General features: G+C 31.2%; 16 protein-coding genes. 9 read left to right on the forward strand and 7 right to left on the reverse strand.

Annotated elements, in window-relative coordinates:
• Together L8Y18_RS03005 and L8Y18_RS03010 are read right to left on the reverse strand one after the other, a co-directional pair.
• Window positions 1-585: cache domain-containing protein (locus L8Y18_RS03005; RefSeq protein WP_263665462.1), on the reverse strand; the 585-nt coding region annotated here is incomplete at its 3' end.
• A gap of 244 nt (window positions 586-829) precedes the next feature.
• The gene (locus tag L8Y18_RS03010; protein WP_133319569.1) at window positions 830-1,426 is read right to left on the reverse strand and encodes a peroxiredoxin; all 597 of its coding nucleotides are present in this window, start codon (window positions 1,424-1,426) and stop codon (window positions 830-832) included.
• Window positions 1,427-1,612: 186 nt separating this feature from the next.
• Here L8Y18_RS03010 and L8Y18_RS03015 point away from each other — a divergent pair, with 186 nt between their 5' ends.
• The 6 genes from L8Y18_RS03015 (at window position 1,613) to L8Y18_RS03040 (ending at window position 4,946) form a co-directional block, all read left to right on the forward strand.
• Complete coding sequence (locus L8Y18_RS03015; RefSeq protein ID WP_039619165.1) at window positions 1,613-1,897, forward strand: ferredoxin, 4Fe-4S; 285 nt, start codon at window positions 1,613-1,615, stop codon at window positions 1,895-1,897.
• Between the two features lie 156 nt (window positions 1,898-2,053).
• Entirely contained in the window at window positions 2,054-2,467 is a 414-nt protein-coding gene (gene ndk / locus L8Y18_RS03020) for a nucleoside-diphosphate kinase (RefSeq protein WP_039642239.1), read from the forward strand.
• The gene (locus tag L8Y18_RS03025; RefSeq protein ID WP_087699608.1) at window positions 2,467-2,820 is read left to right on the forward strand and encodes a hypothetical protein; all 354 of its coding nucleotides are present in this window, start codon (window positions 2,467-2,469) and stop codon (window positions 2,818-2,820) included. Before ndk ends, L8Y18_RS03025 begins: the two co-directional genes overlap by 1 nt.
• 14 nt (window positions 2,821-2,834) lie before the next feature.
• Window positions 2,835-2,981, forward strand: coding sequence for a 50S ribosomal protein L32 (gene rpmF, locus L8Y18_RS03030; protein WP_012662034.1), 147 nt, complete (start codon window positions 2,835-2,837; stop codon window positions 2,979-2,981).
• A 5-nt stretch (window positions 2,982-2,986) separates the two neighbouring features.
• Entirely contained in the window at window positions 2,987-3,976 is a 990-nt protein-coding gene (gene plsX / locus L8Y18_RS03035) for a phosphate acyltransferase PlsX (protein WP_220566604.1), read from the forward strand.
• Window positions 3,963-4,946, forward strand: coding sequence for a beta-ketoacyl-ACP synthase III (locus L8Y18_RS03040; RefSeq protein WP_263676214.1), 984 nt, complete (start codon window positions 3,963-3,965; stop codon window positions 4,944-4,946). Before plsX ends, L8Y18_RS03040 begins: the two co-directional genes overlap by 14 nt.
• A gap of 18 nt (window positions 4,947-4,964) precedes the next feature.
• On the opposite strand, the gene motB is transcribed toward L8Y18_RS03040, so the two are convergent.
• The 3 genes from motB to polA are packed head-to-tail and all read right to left on the reverse strand — an operon-like array spanning window position 4,965 to window position 9,134.
• Window positions 4,965-5,699 (reverse strand): flagellar motor protein MotB, encoded by a 735-nt coding sequence (gene motB, locus L8Y18_RS03045; protein ID WP_133319564.1) that lies wholly within the window; start codon window positions 5,697-5,699, stop codon window positions 4,965-4,967.
• 9 nt (window positions 5,700-5,708) lie between these two features.
• Window positions 5,709-6,482, reverse strand: coding sequence for a flagellar motor stator protein MotA (motA, locus tag L8Y18_RS03050; RefSeq protein WP_133319563.1), 774 nt, complete (start codon window positions 6,480-6,482; stop codon window positions 5,709-5,711).
• 12 nt (window positions 6,483-6,494) lie between these two features.
• Window positions 6,495-9,134, reverse strand: coding sequence for a DNA polymerase I (polA, locus tag L8Y18_RS03055; RefSeq protein ID WP_263666631.1), 2,640 nt, complete (start codon window positions 9,132-9,134; stop codon window positions 6,495-6,497).
• Between the two features lie 127 nt (window positions 9,135-9,261).
• On the opposite strand from polA, the gene L8Y18_RS03060 reads away from it, so the two are divergent.
• Both L8Y18_RS03060 and L8Y18_RS03065 read left to right on the forward strand, forming a co-directional pair.
• The gene (locus tag L8Y18_RS03060; protein WP_263676267.1) at window positions 9,262-10,617 is read left to right on the forward strand and encodes an MFS transporter; all 1,356 of its coding nucleotides are present in this window, start codon (window positions 9,262-9,264) and stop codon (window positions 10,615-10,617) included.
• The gene (locus tag L8Y18_RS03065; RefSeq protein ID WP_263660492.1) at window positions 10,617-11,621 is read left to right on the forward strand and encodes a nucleoside hydrolase; all 1,005 of its coding nucleotides are present in this window, start codon (window positions 10,617-10,619) and stop codon (window positions 11,619-11,621) included. The genes L8Y18_RS03060 and L8Y18_RS03065 overlap by 1 nt, the downstream gene beginning before the upstream one ends.
• Here the strand turns inward: L8Y18_RS03065 and L8Y18_RS03070 are convergent.
• The gene (locus L8Y18_RS03070; RefSeq protein WP_263659782.1) at window positions 11,577-12,020 is read right to left on the reverse strand and encodes a YqaA family protein; all 444 of its coding nucleotides are present in this window, start codon (window positions 12,018-12,020) and stop codon (window positions 11,577-11,579) included. The two genes, L8Y18_RS03065 and L8Y18_RS03070, sit on opposite strands and share 45 nt — an antisense overlap.
• A 276-nt stretch (window positions 12,021-12,296) precedes the next feature.
• Between L8Y18_RS03070 and trpB the strand changes: the two genes are divergently transcribed.
• Window positions 12,297-13,472 (forward strand): tryptophan synthase subunit beta, encoded by a 1,176-nt coding sequence (gene trpB / locus L8Y18_RS03075; RefSeq protein ID WP_263676215.1) that lies wholly within the window; start codon window positions 12,297-12,299, stop codon window positions 13,470-13,472.
• Between the two features lie 18 nt (window positions 13,473-13,490).
• On the opposite strand, the gene uvrA is transcribed toward trpB, so the two are convergent.
• Entirely contained in the window at window positions 13,491-16,313 is a 2,823-nt protein-coding gene (gene uvrA / locus L8Y18_RS03080; RefSeq protein ID WP_220566598.1) for an excinuclease ABC subunit UvrA, read from the reverse strand.
• Between the last annotated feature and the right edge of the window lie 39 nt (window positions 16,314-16,352).

Below are 16,352 nucleotides of genomic sequence, written 5' to 3' on the forward strand. Positions count from 1 at the left end.
ATGCCCTATAGCTAAAACATCTTTAGAAAAAGTATGTAAATTATAGTCACCTCCAACTACCGCTAAGAGTTTTCCATTAGCATAAACAGGAATGGCATAAGTAATTCCTATTTCTCCTGTTGTTACAGATTTATATGGATCAGTTGTTATAAATTTTCCAGCTGCTTTAGCTTCTTTATACCAACCTCTATTTTTAGTATCATAACCCTTTGATAAATCAAGTACTTGACCATCTGATTGATAATTTTTGCCACTATCTTCAAAACCAACATAAACTAGCTCAAACCCAGAAGTTTTTGCAGCTAGTTTGAGAATTTGCATAATTTGTTCTGAAGGCATATTTAAATTACTAGAAAATTGCTCTGCTAAAGATTCTATAGCTAATCTTTTAGTTTTTCCATAAAAATCATACAGAGCATTTGTATCCACCATATTGTTTACTTGTATTTCTGTTAGTAAATCAAAAGTACTATTTTTTGAATTAAAATAACTGACTAAATTAATCAGTATTACAATAGAAACTACACCTACACACATTATCCATATAAGCTTTGAAGATAAGCTCTTAGAAAATGAAAAAACCATAACAGCTCCTTAAAATTTTGTAGTAAATTTTTATACAACGATTATCATGCTATTAATACAATAAAATGACAACAAAATAATAAATATATAAAATAAAAAGTAAATTATTTATTACATGATGTCCTAGTTATAATATTTTAAAAGCATTTATCAAAAATGTATATTAATCAGTATATTTTGAGAGTATTGTAACTTTATAACACAATTTATACTAAGCTGAAAGAATAACTTTCAGCTTAAAAAATTATAATTTATTTTCGTTTTTACTTAGATAATCAGCAACACCTTTAGGGTCAGCCTTCATACCTTCATCACCTTTATTCCAACCAGCTGGGCAAACTTCACCATGTTCATTAGTAAATAGCATAGTATCAACCATTCTAATCATTTCATCAATGTTTCTTCCAAGTGGTAAGTCATTTATAACTGCATGGCGGATTGTTCCATCAGCATCAAGCAAGAAAGAACCTCTTAAAGCAACTGCTTCTTCAAATAAAACATCAAAATTTCTAGCAATTTGTTTTGTTAAGTCAGCTACTAAAGGAAATTTAACTTGACCTATACCACCTTGATTTACAGGCATATTTTTCCAAGCAAAGTGAGAGAATTCGTTATCGCAAGATACACCAATTACTTCAATACCTCTATCTTTAAAATCTTGATATCTTTTATCAAAAGCAATAATTTCAGAAGGGCAAACAAAAGTAAAATCTTTTGGATAGAAAAATACTACTGCACCTTTTGGTCCTATATTTTTATAAAGATTAAAATCTCCAACTATTTCATTATTACCTAATACAGCAGGTGCTGTAAAATCAATAGCTTTTTTAGTTACTATCATCGTTTATCTCCTAATTAATAAATTTTATTTGTAACAAAATAATATCATTTGTAAATTTAAAAATTTATTAATTGTGTAAATTTGTATGTAAATTAATTTTATTATCAAAATTAAAAGATTTTAAGAATAAAATTAAGACAATTTTGATAATCTTATATTAAACTTTTAATATTTAAGGAGTAAAAAATGGCAGTTAAAATTACTGATATTTGTATAGCATGTGGTTCTTGTATAGATGAATGCCCAGTAAGTGCAATCGTAGATGATGCAAATAACCCTGAGGGCGAAGATAGATATTATGTTTATGCTGATAAATGTGTTGAATGTGTAGGACATAATGATCAGCCAGCATGTGCAAGTGCATGTCCAACTGATGGCTGTATTGTATGGAGCGATGTAGTTAGTGGTCAACCAAGTCGTGATAATATCGGAAGCGATTTAAGAGATGGCTCAACTCCGGTATTTGCTTAATTAATACCCAATACAAGCATCTTTCTAGTATTTAAGATGCTTGTAGCTTCTTCATTTTATAACTCAAAATTACAATTTTTATATAATTTTAAAGCATTTTTTGATATAATTAGCTCTTTTATAAACATAAAACTTATCTAAATTAAGGGGACGATTTTGGAAAAAACACTTTCTATTATTAAACCTGATGCAGTAAAAAAAGGCGTTATTGGTCAAATTTTAACACGCTTTGAAAGCAATGGTCTAAGAATAGCGGCTACAAAAAAAATACAGCTTTCAGAAAAAGAAGCACAAGAATTTTATGCTGTACACAAAGATAGACCATTTTTTAAAGACTTAGTTGAATTTATGATCAGTGGTCCGGTTGTGGTTTCTGTTTTAGAAGGCGAAAATGCTGTGTTAAAAAACAGAGAATTAATGGGTGCTACAAATCCAAAAGAAGCGGCTCCTGGTACTATCAGAGCAGATTTTGCAGATAGTATTGATGCAAACGCGGTTCATGGAAGCGATAGCTTGGAAAATGCAAAAATTGAAATAGAATTTTTCTTTTCAAAAACTGAAATTTTATAATGAAAATTGCCTTTGCAAAACTTAGCTCTGTAGCTTATCCTTTTAAACTAGATCTTGATAATATAGTTTTTGAAGGAACTATTACAAAAGTTAATCCAAAATTAGCTAAAATAACAGCTAATTTTAAAGGATTTACTTATAGAAATTGCGATCGATGTGGTGATGAAATGGAACTTGAAATCGATCAAAATATAGAGCTTTTTGCAAGCGATGGAATTTTTAAAGATGAAAATAATACTTTAAGTGATACTATGGAGTTTTTTGACTCTCATATTGACTTAATAGAGCTTGCTACAAGTGAATTACAATCTTACTTAAGTGATTATTTTTATTGTAATAAATGTTTAAATTAATAAAGGAGTAAAAAATGGCAGTACCTAAGAGAAGAGTGAGCAAAACTCGCGCAGCAAAACGCAGAACTCATTACAAAGTTACCCTACCTATGCCTATTAAGGATAAAGATGGTAGCTACAAAATGCCTCATCGTGTAAATCCTGTAACTAAGGAATATTAAGAACAATGACGAGCATTGCTATTGATGCAATGGGTGGTGATTTTGGGGAAAAACCTATTATAGAAGGTGTAATTCAAGCTCTAAAAGAGCGAAAATTTAAAGCCATCTTAGTAGGAGATCCTCAAAAGCTTAAAACCTTAATCCCTCAAGAATTAAACTCATATATAGAATATGAAGAGGCTTTTGATGTATTTGCTATGGAAGAAAATTCTACAGATGCATTAAAACGAAAAGATAGTACAATCTACAAAGCCATAGATTTAGTAAGAAATCAAAAAGCAAAAGCTGTTGTGTCAGCTGGACATAGTGGAGCTACTATGAGTTTGGCTACTTTAAGACTTGGAAGATTAGCCAATATCGCTAGACCTGCAATAGCCACTTTAATGCCAAATATCCATTCAAGAACATTAGTGCTAGATGTTGGTGCAAATGTTGATTGCAAAAGTGAACATTTGTTTCAATTTGCCATTATGGGTGAAGCCTATGCTAAAGAAATTTTAAAAATTGCTAAGCCTAGAGTTGCTTTGCTTTCAAATGGTGAAGAAGAATGCAAAGGAAATGAGCTTACTAAAGAAACCCATCAACTTTTAAAGCAACTTCCAAATTTTGTCGGAAATGCTGAGGGAAGAGATATATTTAATGGCACGATAGATGTATTAGTATGCGATGGTTTTAATGGAAATATCTTACTTAAAACCGGCGAAGGCGTAGCAAGTGTTATTACAAAACTTTTAAAACAAGAAATTCAAAAATCTTTTTTATCAAAACTTGGCTATCTTTTAGCAAAACCTGCTTTTAATGAATTAAAAACCCACATTGATTATGAAGAATATGGCGGGGCTCCACTTCTAGGTGTGAAAGAATGTGTCATTATAAGTCATGGTAAAAGCGGTCCAAAAGCCATTAAAAATGCTATTTTTCAAGCATTAAATTTTACACAATCAAATATAAATCAAACTATAGAAAAAGAACTTGCCAATTATGAAATCAACTAAAGCTTCATTAAAAAGTATAGCTTCTTACATTCCCGAAAAAATACTTAGCAATAAAGAATTAGAATCTATGGTGCAAACTAGTGATGAGTGGATATTAAGAAGAACAGGAATAGAGCAAAGACGCATAGCAAATGATGATGAAAACACGAGCGATCTTGGTACTAAAGCAGCTATCAAAGCTATGCAAAGAGCGAATTTAAAACCTCAAGACATAGATGCTATTATTGTTGCTACTTTAAGTCCTGATTGCTTTACTATGCCATCAACTGCATGTAAAATTGCTCATAATCTTGGATTAAAAGACATCACTGCTTTTGACATTTCTGCAGCATGTTCAGGGTTTATTTATCTTTTAGAACTTGCTAAATCTATGGTTGAAAGCAAAACAAAGAAAAATGTTTTAATTATTGGAGCTGAAAAAATTAGCTCTATTATAGACTATACAGATAGAAGTATTTGTGTTTTATTTGGCGATGGAGCTGGTGCTGGAATTGTATCTTTAGATGATAATTATCCGATTATAGATACTCATACAGCAAGTGATGGGGAGTTTGGAGATTTATTAATAACTCAAAGATCTCAAAAAAGTAGCATTTGCTCTCCTCTTTCTATGCAAATGAAAGGAAACGAAGTATTTAAAATTGCAGTAAATACTCTAAGTAATGATGTTGTTGATATTCTTGCAAAAAATAATATAAAAAGTGAAGAAATTGATCTTTTTATACCTCATCAGGCTAATTTAAGAATTATTAAAGCCGTGCAAGAAAAATTAAATTTTGCAGATGAACAATGCGTGGTTACAGTGCAAAAATACGGCAATACTTCAGCAGCCTCAATACCTATGGCAATGAATGATGCTTATGAACAAGGTCGTTTAAAACAAGGCTCACTAATATTGCTTGATGCTTTTGGTGGTGGATTTACTTGGGGTTCAGCATTGCTTCGTTTTGGCGGAGAAAATAACAAATAAGTTTATAAAGCTTATTTGTTATTTAAAAGTTTCTATTTGATCTAATACTGACTTTCTAACTTGATTGTCTGAAGAATCTACACGAATATAAAACTCTACCCTATTATTTATTTCATCTTCTTTATTTGTACTTAAAGGATAATTATCACCAAAACTTACAACTATAAGTTGAGTTGGATCGATTCCTTTAGCTATTAAATAATCAGCTACAACTTGAGATCTTTTACTAGCTAAATCAAAATTTCTCTTAGGATCCCGATCGCTTGCATCAGTATAACCTCTAAGTTCTATTTGAGCTTGCTTTGGCATTTTCTTAAGCACTTCACTAATACGCTTTAAAAAATCTTGTACATCAGCAGAATCAATCTGAATACTACCTCTAGCAAATTCAACTCTAGCTGGTAAATTTAAAACTATATTATTTTCTCTTTGATCTAATGCTGCTTTTAATTTTTCTATATTTTCTTGTTGAGTAATACTTAATTTCTTAAGTTTTTCAAGCTCTTCTACATTTGCATTTGAAGGTGCGCTATATTTATTATGCACTTCACTTTCTTTTTCTAAAGGACTAGAAGCAGTGAATTCAAAAATTTTAACAAATTCAGTTTTCAAGGCTTCAGTTTTTGCAGGATTACTTTCAGAAATCGCCCAAAGAGCAATAAAAAGTGCCAAAAGCAAACTTAAAAAGTCTGCATAAGGCACTGCCCATTTTTCACCTGCTGGACATTCTGGACATTTATGTTTTTTTCCCATTTTTAACTCTTATTTATCAAATTGAGAAATTCTAGGCTCATCATGGCTTAAATAGTTAAATAACTTTGCCTCCAAATCTCTTGGATTAGCTCCTTCTGCAATGCTTACAATAGCGTGAGAAATAACTATTCTTTCCTTAATTAAATCATGTGAATTAGCTTTCATTTTATTACCCCAAGGCCCAAATAAAGCATAAGCACCAAAAATTCCCGTAACAGTTGCTGTAAAAGCTCCTGAAATACCCGCTGCCATAGCCTGTGGATCATCAAGTAGTTTAAGTGCCAAAATCAATCCAAAAACAGCACCAACAAGCCCCATAGTAGGACAAGTTTCACCAAAGCGTATCCAATATTCTGCACATTCTTTATAATATTCTTCCATTTCTTCTACTTGAATTTCCATACTTTCTTTAATTTCTTCTACGCTCTTACCATCTACCATCATCATCATAGCTTCTTTTAAGAACTCATTGTCAATTTCATTAGTTTTTGACTCTAAAGCCAAAAGTCCATCTCTTCTTGCTATAACAGAGTATTCTACAAGCTCAGCTATTCTTTGACTTAAATTTACCCCCGAACCTTTAAAAACTACCTTTAATTCCTTATATGCACCTTTAACAATTTTTTTATGTGTAGAAGTCATTGCGCAAAAAGCTGCTGTAGGCACCACGATAATAAAAGACGCTAAGTGTAAAACATGCAAAGGGTTACCACCCTCTAAAATATCCCCTACAGAAATACTAACAACAGCTAATACCATCCCAAGTATGGTTGAAAGATCCATTAAACATTCTCCTTATTTTAATATACCCCAATTTTTGGCAATACTTGATGAAGTTTTTAATTTAACTTTTAATTTTACAATATTTTCCATAATATCACTAGCTTTTTTTGCAAAATCCTCACAAAGTTCATCTTTTACTTCAAAAATAAGCTCATCATGAATTTGCAAAATTAAGCGTTTGTTTTCATCCAAATTTCTACTTATTTCTATCATTGCCAATTTTATTATATCGGCAGCTGAACCTTGAAGTATAGAGTTAATACTCTCTCTTTCATGCATTGCAATTTGCATAGGCTTTGCATTTTCAAAATCAAAATAACGCTTACGACCTAGCAAAGTACTTATAAAGCCATTTTGCTTAGCTTCATTTTTTACCTTTTCAAAATAAGTTTTAATACTAGTAAAATTCTCAAAATATTTTTCAATATATTCTTTAGCCAACTTTGCTTCTATTTTTAAATTTTGACTCAAAGTCTTATAACCCATACCATAAATAAGACCAAAATTTATACTTTTAGCAATACTTCTTGTCTCATAATCACTATGGCCAAAAATCATAATAGCAGTTTTTGCATGAATATCCTCATCGTTTGAAAACGCTTCTAATAATTTCTCATCTTCACTAAAATGTGCTAGCATTCTAAGCTCAATTTGTGAATAATCAAGTGAGATAAAACTAAATCCTTCTTTTGCAATAAAGCAAGATTTATAATCCTTAGCATATTGACCATGTGCAGGGATATTTTGCAAATTTGGATCTTTTGATGAAAGGCGTCCAGTAGCTGTTCCTGTTTGCAAAAAACTTGAATAAATTCTTGAATTTTCATCTTTTTTAGCTAATTTTAACAAAGGTTCACAATAAGTAGAAACTAATTTTGCAAGCTCTCTGTAAGCTAAAATTTCTTTTACAATCAAATGTTCATCTAAAATAGCATTTAAAACCTTTTCATCAGTAGAATAACCTGTCTTACCTTTTTTACCACTTGGTAATTTTAATTTTTCAAATAAAATATCCCCTACTTGTTTAGGAGAGTTAATATTAAATTTTTCACCCGCTAAATCATATATTTTTTCACTTAGTATTTTAATATCTTGATTAAAACTTTGCATTAAGTTTTCAAGCTTTCGAGTGTCAAGTTTAATGCCATTATTTTCCATCATAATAAGCACTTTGATAAATTCAAACTCACTTTTTTGTGCAAGTTCAAATAAAGGCTTTTCTAAATTTTTTAAAAAATACAAATAAAATCTTAAAGTAATATAAGCATCTTCAGCAGCATATTTACAAGCTTTTTCTACATCCACTCCTGCAAAGTTTTCTCCTTTTTTTACCAAGTCTTCAAAATGTAAAGTCTCATAAGCAAACAATCTTTTTGCCAAATCATCCATATTTACACGCAAACTTGGCTCTTTAAGCCATGCAAGTATCATAGTATCAGCATAGTTTTTTGGAGGAAGTAAATTAAAATTATTTTTTATGATTTCAAAGTCATATTTAAGATTATGGCCTATAACCGTGCTTTGATATATTTTTTCTATACCCTTTTTAGCTACTTGCATAGAAATTTGCTTACAAACTCCTAAATAATCATGTGCAAGTGGCACATAAAAGGCTTCACTTTCATGAAAACAAAAACTAAACCCTACTATCTTAGCTTCTTTAGTATCCAAGCCCGTAGTTTCGGTGTCAAAAGCAACAATGCTTTGATCATCAATTTTTTCTAAAATTTCAAATAATTCTTTCTCATCTAAAATTAATCTTGCATTAAATCCTAAATTTTTATCTTTATTAGTAGGATTAGTGCGTAGTTTTTTTAACAAAGCATTTAATTCATAATGCTCTAAAATATCCATAATCTTAAGCAAAGGCTCATCTTTTGGATACTCACAATTTAAAAGCATATCTTTTACATCTAAATTTTCATACAAAGAAGCAAGTTTTTTGCTCAAAAAGGCATTTTCTTTGCCTTCAAGCAACAAATTACGACTTCTCTCATTACGCACTAGTGTTAAGTTTTCATAAATTCCTTCAATACTTTCAAACTCATCAAGTAAATTCTTAGCACCCTTAGCACCAATTCCTTTTACCCCTGGGATATTATCTGAACTATCTCCACATAGAGCTAAAAAATCTCTTATTTGGCTAGGTTTTACCCCATATTTTTCCAAACACCCTGCTTCATTATAATCATTTTTTGAAATAGGGCTATAAATACTAACTTTATCATCTTTTATAAGTTGATACAAATCTTTATCTTGAGTGATAATTCTTATAAAAATATCCTTACTTTCACACTCTTTAACTAAAGATGCGATGATATCATCAGCCTCATATCCTTCGCAAGAAAAACTTGAAAAACCCATTTTTTCTATCATTTGAATGCAAATTGGAATTTGAGCTAATAAATCAGGTGGAGGTGGAGTGCGGTTGATTTTATAATTTGGATCAATTTCACTTCTAAAAGTTTTTCCTTTACTATCAAGAGCAAAAATAATCATATCACTAGGATGTTCATTTTTCAAACTATAAATAAAATTAGCAAAACCACTAATCATATTACTAGGCTCACCTTTTGAATTTTTCAACCCCTTTAAAGCATAAAAAAGTCTAAAGAAAAAGCCAAAAGTATCAATTATTGTTAAAGTTTTCATTTTTTTCCTATATTAAAAAATAATAATAATTATCGCCCAAAATTATTTAAAAGTCGGTAAAAAGTATTAAATTTCCATTTTAAGCATTTTAGTTACAATTATATTTTAAATTTAAAACAAAGGTTTAATCTTGCAAACAAAATCAATCGCGGATGAAAATTTTCAAACTCCACAAGGAAAAAAGGCATTTAAAAAGGCTGTGTTTTCATGCTGGCTAGGAACTGCCATGGAATATGCAGATTTTGCACTTTATGGCTTAGCTGCAGCTACTGTTTTTTCAGAAGTTTTCTTTCCTGAACAAACTCCTGTTATAGCATTATTGCTTAGTTTTGTTACTTATGGTATAGGTTTTATTGCTAGACCTATTGGAGCTTTATTTTTTGGATATTTAGGAGATAAATACGGAAGAAAAAATGTATTAATGAGCACCATTGCATTAATGGGTATTTCAACTACTTTAATTGGTTTTATACCAAGTTATGCAGTAATTGGAATTTGGGCTCCTATATGTTTGGTTATTTTGCGTTTTATGCAAGGCTTTGGAGCAGGTGCTGAGCTTTCAGGTGGGACTGTCATGCTTGGAGAATATGCTCCTAGCAAACATAGAGGTTTAATCTCTTCTGTTATAGCACTTGGATCAAACAGCGGAACCTTGCTTGCGGCTTTCGTGTGGCTTTTAGTTACAAGTATGGATGATGCTAGTTTTAAAGAATGGGGATGGAGAATTCCTTTTATAGGAAGTATTTTTATAGCACTTTTTGCTGTTTATATGCGTTTAAATGTAAAAGAAACTCCTGTTTTTGAAAAACAAAAAGAATTAATGCTAAAAATTCGTCATGAAAATGAAGCACATATGAAAGAAGATGAAAGAACTTTTTGGCAGAAAAGTCGTGCATTTTGGACTATGGTGGGTATAAGGATAGGAGAAAATGGACCATCTTATCTTGCACAAGGCTTTATAGTAGGTTATGTAACTAAAATTTTACTTCTTGATAAATCAGTAGCCACAACTGCTGTTGTTATCGCTTCTTTGGTGGGATTTTTGGTTATACCTTTAGCAGGATATTTAAGTGATAAATTTGGAAGGCGTATTACTTATAGAACCTTTTGCTTGCTTTTAATGCTTTATGCTTTCCCTGCTTTTATGCTACTTGATAGTAAAAATGAAATTATTGTAATTTTAACTATCATTGTAGGTATGTCTTTAGCATCTTTAGGAATTTTTGGCGTACAAGCTGCGTGGGGTGTGGAGCTTTTTGGAGCAAAAAATCGCTATACCAAAATGGCACTAGCAAAAGAATTTGGCTCTATACTTTCAGGAGGAACCGCTCCTATGATAGCTTCAGCTTTGCTTGCTTATTATGGCACTTGGTGGCCAATAGCCTTGTATTTTGTTATCACTGCAGGAATTGGTTTTATCACAACTTTCTTTGCACCAGAAACTAGAGGCAGGGATTTAAATTTAATAGAAGATGCGATATGATACGCCTTATTTTAGATACTGATATAGGCAATGGAATAGCAGGGGCTAATACTGATGATGGTTTAGCCCTTGGACTTATTTTAGCCTCCAAAGAAATCAAACTTGAAATGATTAGCACTTTAAGTGGTAATGTGCAAGCTTTAACCGCTTATAGTGTTGCTAAAGATTTATTAAATAAGCTTAATCTAGATATACCTTTGTATTTAGGTGCTCATGAAGCTTTATGTGAAGATAGTCATTTTTGGAGACAAAGACTAGATAAAGGCGTAGAAGAGTTTAAGCTTACTCATCTTTGGGATCATATAAAACCTATAAAAATCTTAGAAAACATAAACCCAAATGCTTGTATGAAAATGGGTGAGCTTATTATGCAAAACCCAGGTGAAATTTCAATTTGCGCTATAGGGCCTTTAACAAATATAGCCATAGCTATGAAGCTTTTTAAAGACTTTGATAAAAATGTAAAAGAAATTTTTATCATGGGTGGAAGTTTTGATATGCCTTATCATATCAAAGATACAAATTTTGGCTTTGATCCTGAAGCTGCTAGTATAGTTTTAAACTCAAGAGCTAAAATCACACTTGTTCCTTATAATGCAACAATGCAAACTATGCTCACGCATGAAGATTTAAATACTTTAGAAAATCAAAATCCACTTTGTGATTTTTTAGTGCAGACTTTAAGAGTTTGGATTGATTATGCAAGCAAAACAAGAGGCACAAATGGCACATGGATACACGATGCATTAACTATTGCTTATATGCTTGATCCAAATTTAGCAAATTTTGATGAGTATTTAGTAGATGTCATTTGTGATAGTACTTTTGCTAGAGGAAGCACGATAAGGTGTTTTAAAGATGCAAAAATGCCTATGAAAAATCATGAATTAAAAAACACCATAAAAGTTTTAAAAGATGTTGATAATGCTAGACTTTTAAATCTTTTAAAATCAAGGCTTTTAAATGGAATTTGCTATGAAAATTACAAAAGCATAACGACTTAATTTACCCAAGGCTATAAAAATACTTGCTTTTAAAAAAGAATACTTAGCAAATCCAAGCCCTAGTGCAAAAAGATCTCCCACTATGGGCAAAAAAGTAAAAAAAGCATACAAAGAGCCAAATTTTTTAAAGTTTGCATTGATTTTTTCTAATTTACATAAAGAGTTTTTAAAATATTTTTCCAAAATTTGACTCTCTCCAAAATAAGCTAATGCATAAGTACTTAAACTACCCAAAGTATTTCCCAAACTTGCTATAAATAAAACCATATAAGCATTAAAATCTAATTTCACAAAAGCAAGCACAAAAGCCTCACTTGCCATAGGTAAAAGCGTGCTAGAGAGAAAACATACTATAAAAAGCCCTATATAGCTTATATCATTATATAAAAAATCAAACATTACAAATTTTCTTAGTATTTATTTTATAAACTATCATTTTAAAGAATTTTTAATAATAATTATCTTAGAATGTAAAGTCATTTGGCAATTTTTTAAAAGGAAAAACTATGGAAAGGAAAAAATTTTCTAAACTAAATTTAGAATACTCATTTAACAAAGCTTCTTTTTCTTGGCGTTAAGCCTGCTACTACATTTTCAATCATTTTTTATTTTACATTTTTAGTTTTAGTTGATCATTTTTTGATTTTAAATTATTAATCATTTTAAGGAAACACTATGAAAAAATATTATGGAAAATTTGGTGGGCAATTTGTGCCAAATGAAGTAAAAATAGCATTAGATGAAGTAGAAAAAGCTTTTTTAAAACTCAAAAAAGATAAAGATTTTAACACAGAATTAAAAGAACTCTTAGCTAATTATGTGGGAAGACCTACACCTTTATACCATGCTAAAAATTTAAGCAAGCTTTATAATCATGAAATTTATTTAAAAAGAGAAGACTTAACTCACACAGGAGCTCATAAGATCAACAATGCCATAGCTCAAGCCTTAATGGCAAAGAAAATGAATAAGAAAAAAATTATTGCAGAAACCGGAGCAGGACAACACGGGCTTGCAACAGCTACTGCAGCAGCACTTTTGGGGCTTGAATGTGAGATATTTATGGGAGCTATTGATGTAAAAAGGCAAGCCTTAAATGTCTATAAAATGGAGCTTTTAGGAGCAAAAGTTCACGCAGTAGAAAGTGGAAGTAAAACTTTAAGTGATGCGGTAGATGAGGCTTTAAAGTTTTGGGTTAAAAATACCAAAGAAGTATTTTATGTAGTAGGAAGTGCAGTGGGGCCTTATCCTTATCCACAAATTGTTACGCATTTTCAAAGTATTATAGGTAAAGAATGCAAAATGCAACTTAGAAAATTAAATAAAAAAGTTGATTACATCATAGCAGCAGCTGGAGGTGGTAGCAATGCTGCTGGAATTTTTCATGCATTTTTAAAAGATGAAAAAGTTAAGCTCATAGGTGTTGAAGCGGCAGGTTTAGGAAAAGATACACCTTATCATGCAGCCACACTTACTAAAGGCGAAGAAGGTATTATCCATGGTATGAAAACTAAAATTTTACAAGATGATAAAGGCAATATTGCTCATACTTTTAGTATTTCTGCTGGGCTTGATTACCCTGGCATAGGGCCTTTGCACGCATATTTGCAAGAAAGTAAAAGAGCAAGTTATCATGCTATTAGTGATGATGAGTGTATTAATGCTTTAAAATTATTATGTAAAGAAGAAGGTATTATACCCGCTATTGAAAGCTCACATGCATTAGCTTATTTAGAAAAACTTTGTCCGACTTTAAAGAAAAAAAGTGTGATAGTTGTAAATCTTTCAGGAAGAGGAGATAAAGATATGCAAAGTATTTATGAATATAAAAAAGGTGAAATTTATGGTTGAAGAATAACTTCAACCAATTTATTTTTTTATGCTTTTTAGCTCTAAATTTAGATAATACCCTGTATAAGAACCACTTTTTTTATGATTTTTAGCAAGCTCTTCAACGCTACCTTTAGCTATAACCTTACCACCTTTAACTCCACCTTCAGGTCCCATATCGATGATATAATCAGCATTTTTAATCACATCTAAATTATGCTCTATCACAAACACACTATTTCCAAGATCAACTAAATGTTGCAAAACTACAATAAGTTTATTAACATCTTCAAAATGAAGTCCTGTTGTAGGTTCATCTAAAATATAAAGAGTTTTTCCTGTATCGCTTCTGCTTAATTCTTTAGCTAGCTTAATACGCTGAGCCTCCCCGCCACTTAAAGTAGTTGCATTTTGTCCTAAGGTAAGATAATCAAGCCCAACTTTTACCAAAGTATCAAGCTTTTGTTTTATCTTTGGTACAGAAGTAAAAAACTCGCTTGCTTCAATAATACTCATATTTAAAACATCAGCTATGCTTTTACCTTTATATTTAATCTCTAAAGTTGCATCATTATATCTTTTACCATTACAAACATCACAAGTTACCATCACATCAGGCAAAAAGTGCATTTCTATTTTAATTTCACCATCTCCACTACACTTTTCACATCTTCCACCTTTAACATTAAAAGAAAAACGCCCTGCTTTATAACCTCGCATTTTAGCTTCTTTGGTAGCTGCAAAAAGATTACGAATTTCATCCATAGCACCTGTATAAGTAGCGGGATTTGAACGAGGAGTCCTTCCTATAGGACTTTGATCAAGATAAATTACCTTATCAAGTTTTTCCAAACCTTCTATCTTAGCCCCACTTAGTTTTTTAACTTTTTTAGCACGGTTAAGCTCTTCTTTTGCAAATGGAAGCAAAGTTTGCAAGATTAGCGAGCTTTTACCACTTCCTGAAACACCTGTAATTGCTACTAAATTATGCAATGGAAAATCTACACTTAAATTTTGAATATTATTAATACTCACATCTTTTAAACTAATAAAATCTTTTTGTTCTCTGTGTTTTTGATGGGCAATTTGCTTTTTACCACTCATATAAAGGGCAGTTTGGCTTTTACTTTTTAATAATTCTTTATAAGTTCCACTAAATACAACTTCACCACCAAATTTACCAGCATTTGGACCAATATCTACGATAAAATCTGCTTCTTCTATTGTCATTTTATCATGCTCAACCACGATTAAAGTATTACCCTTTTGCTGAAGATTTCTTAAAGTTTTAATGAGTTTTGCTGTATCTCGCTCATGCAAACCAATGCTAGGCTCATCTAAAACATACATCACCCCACTTAAACCACTACCAATTTGAGATGCTATACGAATTCTTTGAGCTTCACCTCCACTAATTGTTCTTGCATCACGCCCTAAGGATAAATACCCAAGTCCTACATCATAAAGAAAAAACAATCTTTCATTAATTTCTTTAAAAATAGGTTTAGCTATCAATCTTTCTTGCTCACTTAAATACGCAAAATTAGCTTCTTTTGAAAAAAATGCAGTGGTATTTTCTATGCTCATATCTAAAATTTCACCCAAATTTTTCTCAGCTACTTTTACAGCTAAACTTTCAGCTCTTAAACGATGACCATTGCAATCTTTACAAGTTTTTTCGCTCATATACTCGCTTAAATCTTTTTCATCTTTTAGCATTTCATAAGCATATTTAACTGCACCTTCAAATTTGCGATTTAAGCGATGTCTTTTCCATAAAAAGTTAATTTCCTTGGCATTACCATAAAGTACTAGACGCTTTTCTTCTTCGCTTAGCTCATTATATGGAATTTTTACCCTTATATCATTTTGCTCGCAAAAGGCCATTAAAAACTTATAGTAATAACTTTTATTAAACCCATATAATAGCTTTACAGCTCCTGCTTCTAAGCTTAATTCTTCATTGATAAGCTTTTTCATATCTAGCGTATATCTTATACCAAGACCATCACAACTTGGACAAGCACCTTTTGGAGAATTAAAAGAAAAACTCAAAGGCTCAAGCAAAGGAAAAGAAATTTTACAATCAAAACAAGCATTATGCTCACTATAATGAAAATGTTTTGCTATGTTTAATTCTTCATTATTTAAAACTTCAATTTCCACTTCACCAAAGCTCTCACTAAGACCTTTTTCTATATCGCTTGCAAGTCTTGCCAACATATCATCTTGCACTTGGAGTCTATCTATCACAAGCTTTATTGTATGTTTTTTAGTTTTAGCAAGCTCAATATCCTCATCAAGACGCGTTAAAACCCCATCAATTTGCGCTCTAACATAACCTTTTGCGACTAAATTTTCCAAAAGATCTGCAAAAGCTCCCTTCTTTTCTTTGATCAAAGGAGCATAAATGATGATTTTTGCCCCTTTTGGAAGCTTTAAGATTTCACCTACGATATCTGCTGCACTCATAGATGAGATTTTTTGGCCACATTGATGACAATGTTGTGAGCCAATCCTTGCGTATAAAAGTCTTAGATAATCATAAATTTCAGTAATAGTTCCAACGGTTGATCGAGGATTTTTAGAAGTTGTTTTTTGATCAATAGCAATAGCAGGAGTTAAACCTTCTATTTTATCAACATTTGGCTTACCCACTTTATCTAAAAACTGCCTTGCATAAGCACTTAAACTCTCAATATAGCGGCGTTGTCCTTCTGCATAAAGTGTACCAAAAGCCAAGGTGGATTTACCACTTCCACTAAGTCCTGTAAAAACTATAAGCTTATTTTTAGGAATTTCTAGGTTGATATTTTTAAGATTATTCTCTTTAGCACCAATTATATTAATAGTATCATTCATAACTTTTCCTAAATATTTAAAAATAAATTTATGATTTTA

The sequence above is a fragment of the Campylobacter sp. CNRCH_2007_0968H genome (assembly GCF_025773245.1).
GTDB lineage: Bacteria > Campylobacterota > Campylobacteria > Campylobacterales > Campylobacteraceae > Campylobacter_D > Campylobacter_D lari_D.

Excerpts from the sequence above, each read along its gene's own strand:
- plsX (WP_220566604.1), top strand. The coding sequence starts at position 2,987 with ATGACGAGCATTGCTATTGATGCAATGGGTGGTGATTTTGGGGAAAAA.
- L8Y18_RS03025 (WP_087699608.1), top strand. The coding sequence starts at position 2,467 with ATGAAAATTGCCTTTGCAAAACTTAGCTCTGTAGCTTATCCTTTTAAA.
- trpB (WP_263676215.1), top strand. The coding sequence starts at position 12,297 with ATGAAAAAATATTATGGAAAATTTGGTGGGCAATTTGTGCCAAATGAA.
- L8Y18_RS03015 (WP_039619165.1), top strand. The coding sequence starts at position 1,613 with ATGGCAGTTAAAATTACTGATATTTGTATAGCATGTGGTTCTTGTATA.
- L8Y18_RS03040 (WP_263676214.1), top strand. The coding sequence starts at position 3,963 with ATGAAATCAACTAAAGCTTCATTAAAAAGTATAGCTTCTTACATTCCC.
- uvrA (WP_220566598.1), bottom strand. The coding sequence starts at position 16,313 with ATGAATGATACTATTAATATAATTGGTGCTAAAGAGAATAATCTTAAA.
- polA (WP_263666631.1), bottom strand. The coding sequence starts at position 9,134 with ATGAAAACTTTAACAATAATTGATACTTTTGGCTTTTTCTTTAGACTT.
- motB (WP_133319564.1), bottom strand. The coding sequence starts at position 5,699 with ATGGGAAAAAAACATAAATGTCCAGAATGTCCAGCAGGTGAAAAATGG.
- rpmF (WP_012662034.1), top strand. The coding sequence starts at position 2,835 with ATGGCAGTACCTAAGAGAAGAGTGAGCAAAACTCGCGCAGCAAAACGC.
- L8Y18_RS03010 (WP_133319569.1), bottom strand. The coding sequence starts at position 1,426 with ATGATAGTAACTAAAAAAGCTATTGATTTTACAGCACCTGCTGTATTA.
- motA (WP_133319563.1), bottom strand. The coding sequence starts at position 6,482 with ATGGATCTTTCAACCATACTTGGGATGGTATTAGCTGTTGTTAGTATT.
- L8Y18_RS03070 (WP_263659782.1), bottom strand. The coding sequence starts at position 12,020 with ATGTTTGATTTTTTATATAATGATATAAGCTATATAGGGCTTTTTATA.